This window comes from Immundisolibacter sp. (genome assembly GCF_028696615.1).
Classification (GTDB): domain Bacteria; phylum Pseudomonadota; class Gammaproteobacteria; order Immundisolibacterales; family Immundisolibacteraceae; genus Immundisolibacter.
Window position 1 is genome coordinate 1 of sequence record NZ_JAQVGQ010000218.1, and the last position, 4,239, is coordinate 4,239.

General features: G+C 70.3%; 4 protein-coding genes, 1 tRNA gene and 1 pseudogene. 1 reads left to right on the top strand and 5 read right to left on the bottom strand.

Annotated features, from left to right (window positions below):
• Both PHC73_RS11920 and PHC73_RS11925 read right to left on the bottom strand, forming a co-directional pair.
• Positions 1-1,184 (bottom strand): protein-disulfide reductase DsbD domain-containing protein (locus PHC73_RS11920; RefSeq protein WP_300128502.1); only part of this gene is annotated, 1,184 nt, incomplete at its 3' end.
• A complete protein-coding gene (locus PHC73_RS11925) occupies positions 1,171-1,443 on the bottom strand; it encodes a SelT/SelW/SelH family protein (protein ID WP_300128505.1) in 273 nt (90 codons plus the stop codon). The genes PHC73_RS11925 and PHC73_RS11920, both read right to left, overlap by 14 nt.
• A gap of 102 nt (positions 1,444-1,545) precedes the next feature.
• On the opposite strand from PHC73_RS11925, the pseudogene PHC73_RS14025 reads away from it, so the two are divergent.
• Positions 1,546-2,025 (top strand): annotated as a pseudogene (locus tag PHC73_RS14025) (NYN domain-containing protein); the annotation flags it as partial.
• A 649-nt stretch (positions 2,026-2,674) separates the two neighbouring features.
• Here PHC73_RS14025 and PHC73_RS11935 read toward each other — a convergent pair.
• The 3 genes from PHC73_RS11935 to PHC73_RS11945 all read right to left on the bottom strand — a co-directional run bounded on the left by PHC73_RS11935 (position 2,675) and on the right by PHC73_RS11945 (position 4,188).
• On the bottom strand, positions 2,675-3,586 hold the full coding sequence (locus PHC73_RS11935) for an AEC family transporter (protein WP_300128510.1): 912 nt from the start codon (positions 3,584-3,586) through the stop codon (positions 2,675-2,677).
• Between the two features lie 192 nt (positions 3,587-3,778).
• Entirely contained in the window at positions 3,779-4,024 is a 246-nt protein-coding gene (locus PHC73_RS11940) for a hypothetical protein (RefSeq protein ID WP_300128513.1), read from the bottom strand.
• Between the two features lie 88 nt (positions 4,025-4,112).
• Positions 4,113-4,188, bottom strand: a tRNA-Phe gene (locus tag PHC73_RS11945).
• Between the last annotated feature and the right edge of the window lie 51 nt (positions 4,189-4,239).

Here is a 4,239-nt window from a genome sequence, read left to right on the forward strand (position 1 = left end):
GCCGTCAGCAGCAGCGCCATGGCGGCGACGAAACCCGGCGACTGCAGCTGAAAGCCCCAGCCGACCCCGCCGCCGGCGGCGCGCAGCGCCAGCAGCAGCCCCGCCAGCAGCCAGAAGCTCACCAGCACGCCGGCCAGAAACGCGAGGCCATGCCGGCGCACCCGGCCGGGATCGCCGTGCGCCAGCTGGATGAAACTCAGCACCTTCACCGACAGCACCGGGAACACGCACGGCATGAGGTTCAGGATCAGCCCGCCGAGCAGCGCCAGACCGGCGGCGAGCGCCAGCCCCATGCCGCCGGCCGCCGTTTTGGCGCGCGCCGTCACCGGCCGTCCGGCCGGCGGGGCCTGATCGAGCGCGCGTACCGGCACGTCCACCGCAATCGCTCGCACCCGTCCTGCGCCATCCCAGCCGCGCGCGTCCACCAGCACGCCGGTCAGGCGCTCCAGGGGCTGTGCGGTGGCGGTCAGCGTCAGGCGCAGCCGTCCGTCCACGCGCTCCTGCACCTGCCCGGCCGAGTGCCGGAACTGCCCTTCGCGGTCGGGGAAGAACCGCACGGCAGCGGAGCCGAGCGCGGCCGGCCAGCTCAGATACACGTGATCGCCGAACCGCGCCGCCTGCAGCGTCAGTTGCGGCCACTGCCGCGGCAGGCGTGCGCGGGCGGCGGCGATCGCGCGCTGGCCGGCCGGGTCGGGCTGGGCGCGCTCCAGCACCGGCAGCTCGAGCGCGAGCTCGGCCTGCTCGGGCAGGCACAAGTCCTTGCAGACGAGGTAGTGCACCCTGGCGGCCAATCTGACCGGGCCGGCGAGGTCCGGCGGCGGCGTCAGCGTCACCGGCAGCAGCACCTCGTCCTGGTAGCCGTAGGTCACCACCGGCGGCGGCGACACTTGCTCGGGGTACGGCCATTCGATGTCGCCGGCCGCAAAGCCGGCCGGCAACTGCCAGTCGATGCGCGGCGCCTGGCCGGAATCGCCGGGGTTGCGCCAGTAGATGTGCCAGCCGCGGTCGAGCTCGACGTTCACGCCGACGGAAAACGGCTGCCCCGGCAGCACGCCGCGCACGTCGGCGAGCAGGCTCAGGCGGGCGTGCGGGGCCGCGCCTTGCGCGGGCGTGAGGCCCGGCAGCAGCAGGCACAGCGCTGCCAGCAGCCAGCGCCACACGGCTTGCTGCTCAGCGGTCCACATGACCGAGATCGCGCCCGGGCGCGACGCGATCGCGCACGCGCTGCTTCAGTTCCTTGATGTCCGGGAACCGCCCCTCGGCGGCGCGTGACCAGACCGACAGCCCATCGACCGTGATTTCGAACACGCCGCCGCGGCCGGGGCGCAGCGCCACCTCGCCGAGCTCGTCCTCGAAGCTCGACAGCAGCTCCTGCGCCATCCAGGCGGCGCGCAGCAGCCAGCGGCATTGCGTGCAGTAGGTGATGGTGACGCGGTGCGTCATGGGGTTCGGGTATCCGCGCGCTGGTGAAACATTGCAATACCGTTGAACCGGATGCCGACAACGGCCTGATAATGACCGCCCCGCGGTTGGTCAGGAATTCCCGTGAGCACTTCAGGTAGCCATCGCACGCCGATTCTGGCGGTATTTTGCGACTTCGAAAACGTGGCGCTGGGCGTGCGCGACGCCAAGTATGACCAGTTCGACATCCGCAGGGTTCTCGAGCGCCTGCTGCTGAAGGGCCCGATCGTGGTCAAGAAGGCCTACTGCGACTGGGAGCGCTACAAGAAATTCAAGCCCGCCATGCACGAGGCGGCGTTCGAGATGATCGAAATCCCGCACCTGCGCCAGTCCGGCAAGAACTCGGCCGACATCCGCCTGGTGGTGGACGCGCTCGATCTCTGCTACACCAAAAGCCACGTCAACACCTTCGTGATCGTGTCCGGTGATTCGGACTTCTCGCCGCTGGTGTCGAAGCTGCGCGAGAACAACAAAGAGGTGATCGGCGTCGGCGTGGCCAGTTCGACGTCCGACCTGCTGATCGCCAACTGCGACGAATTCATCTACTACGACGACCTGGTGCGCGCCGAGGTGCCCAGGAAGCCCGCCCGCCGGCGCAGTGCCAAGCCGAAAGCAGAGCCGGCCAAGGCCGAGCCAGCCAGGATCGAACCGGCCACCGAGCCGGCACCGGTCGCCGCCGAGCCGGCCCCGGAAACGCCGGCCGAGGAGCCCAAGCGCAAACCCCGCGCGCGCGGTGGGCGGCGCAAGCGCGGCGAGACCGTCGCAGTCGCAGCCGACGCCACGGAAAGCCTGGTCGAGACCCTGCCCGTTGCCGAAGCGCCGGCCGAGCCCGAGTCGCCGGCGGGAGACGATGAGCAGTCGGCCGCCAGCCGTGCCGACAAGGGTCTGCGCCTGATCATGGAAACCGTCGCCGCGCTGGTCGAGGACCGCGGCGAGGAGCAGAAAATCTGGGGCTCGATGGTCAAGCAGACCCTGCGCCGGCGCCGGCCGGGCTTCAACGAGCGCTTCCACGGCTTTCGCAGTTTCAACGACATGCTGGAAGAGGCCGCCGCCCGCGGCTGGCTGACGCTCGAGCGCGACAGCAAGTCCGGCGGCTACATCGTGCACCCAGTGGAGGGCGGCTACGTGCCGCTGCCGACGCCGGACGCCGGTGAGGCGGAGGTCGAGACCGTCACCGATTGAAGCCGCCGCGCGGCGGCTCAAGCGGCTTGCCTCAGCCCGCCAGCGGCGGCGCCAGCAGCACGTACAGCACCGTGCTGGCGGTGAGTGCGGCGGTGAACAGCTCGGAATCGAGCCCGAAGCGCTCGCTGATGGCGATGCCGACCGCCACCGACGGCGCCATCGCCACCAGCAGCGTGGCGGCGCCAAGCTCGCCGCCAAGCCCCACCGCCCGCACCGCGAGCAATCCCACCGCACACCCGAGCCCGAGCCGGATCGCCAGCACCGGCGCCAGCACGTCCAGGCGCGCGAGTCCGCGCAGCGAAAACGTGCTGCCGACCACGAACAGCAGCATCGGTACCGTGGCCTGTCCCAGCACCACGAGGGTCTGCACCAGCCCGCGCGGCAACGCCAAGCCGCTGGTGTTGACTGCCAGCGCCGCCGCCGTGGCCCAGAACGGCGGCATGCGCAGCACCACCAGCGCGCTGCGCCAGCCGACTGCGGCGCCACCCAGCCAGGCCGCCAGCGCCACGCCGAGCGACCAGAACACCAGCACCGTGGCGAACATGTCGTACAGCAGCGGCACGCGGGCCGCGGACGCGCCGAGCAGCGCGTCGACCACCGGCAGTGCGGCACCAAGACCGTTGCCGAAGCTCGCCGCCAGAATCGCCGCGCCGGCCTGCGGGCGCGTCAGCCGTCCGGCGCGCAGCATGGCGCCGAACACCAGCACGCTGGCGCCAAGGCAGGCGGCGATCACCAGCAGCCCGGCCAGCGGCACGCGCAGCAGCGTGGTGTCCGGGTGCGCGGTCAGGAACACGCCCAGGATCATGGCCGGCGCCAGCAGGTTCACGATCAGGGAATTGAGCACCTGGCGCACCTGCCCGATCGGCAGGCCGCCTGGCTGCAGGTGCCGCCAGGCGGTGCCGGTGGCCAGGATCAGGATCGTCGGCAACAGGCGCTCGTACACGGCGGTCTGACCTCGCGGGCGCCGCCCCGACGGGCAGCGCGGCAATCGGGCAAGTCAAGCACGCGCCGATTCAGTCGGCGCCCGGCAGCGCGGTGCACGCCCGCGCGGCGTCCCATGAATCGACGGCTTACGCCGTGGATTCAGGCCGGGGCATCCGGCCTCGGGCGCAAGACACCGATAAAGCGGTTGCCTTCACACCGCTTCGATCGAAATGCCTTCCTGCGGCAGCGTGCGGCGCACCTGTTCCGCCTTGGCGCGGGTCGAGAACTTCAGCGCCATGTCGATCCACGGTACCCAGCACACCGGCTCGACACTGTTCAGGTAAGACTCGCGCTGTGTGGCCAGCCGCTCGCGCTCGAAAATCTGGCCGCTTTCCTGGTCCAGGAATTTGCCCTTGGAAAGGGTTTTCTTGGTTTTTTTGACGATCAGATAAGGCATTGGAGAATGTCAGGCGGACGAGGCGCGGTGCCGTCACGGCGTGGACAGACCAAAACACCCGACCGAATTCCTTGGGTGGGGCGGGAAATGGTGGCCAGGGGCGGAATCGAACCACCGACACGTGGATTTTCAGTCCACTGCTCTACCGACTGAGCTACCTGGCCGGGTGTGAAGCGCCGCGCCGTGTCGCCGGTGCCGGGGCACCGTGGCGCGGG

Excerpts from the sequence above, each read along its gene's own strand:
- PHC73_RS11925 (WP_300128505.1), bottom strand. The coding sequence starts at position 1,443 with ATGACGCACCGCGTCACCATCACCTACTGCACGCAATGCCGCTGGCTG.
- PHC73_RS11940 (WP_300128513.1), bottom strand. The coding sequence starts at position 4,024 with ATGCCTTATCTGATCGTCAAAAAAACCAAGAAAACCCTTTCCAAGGGC.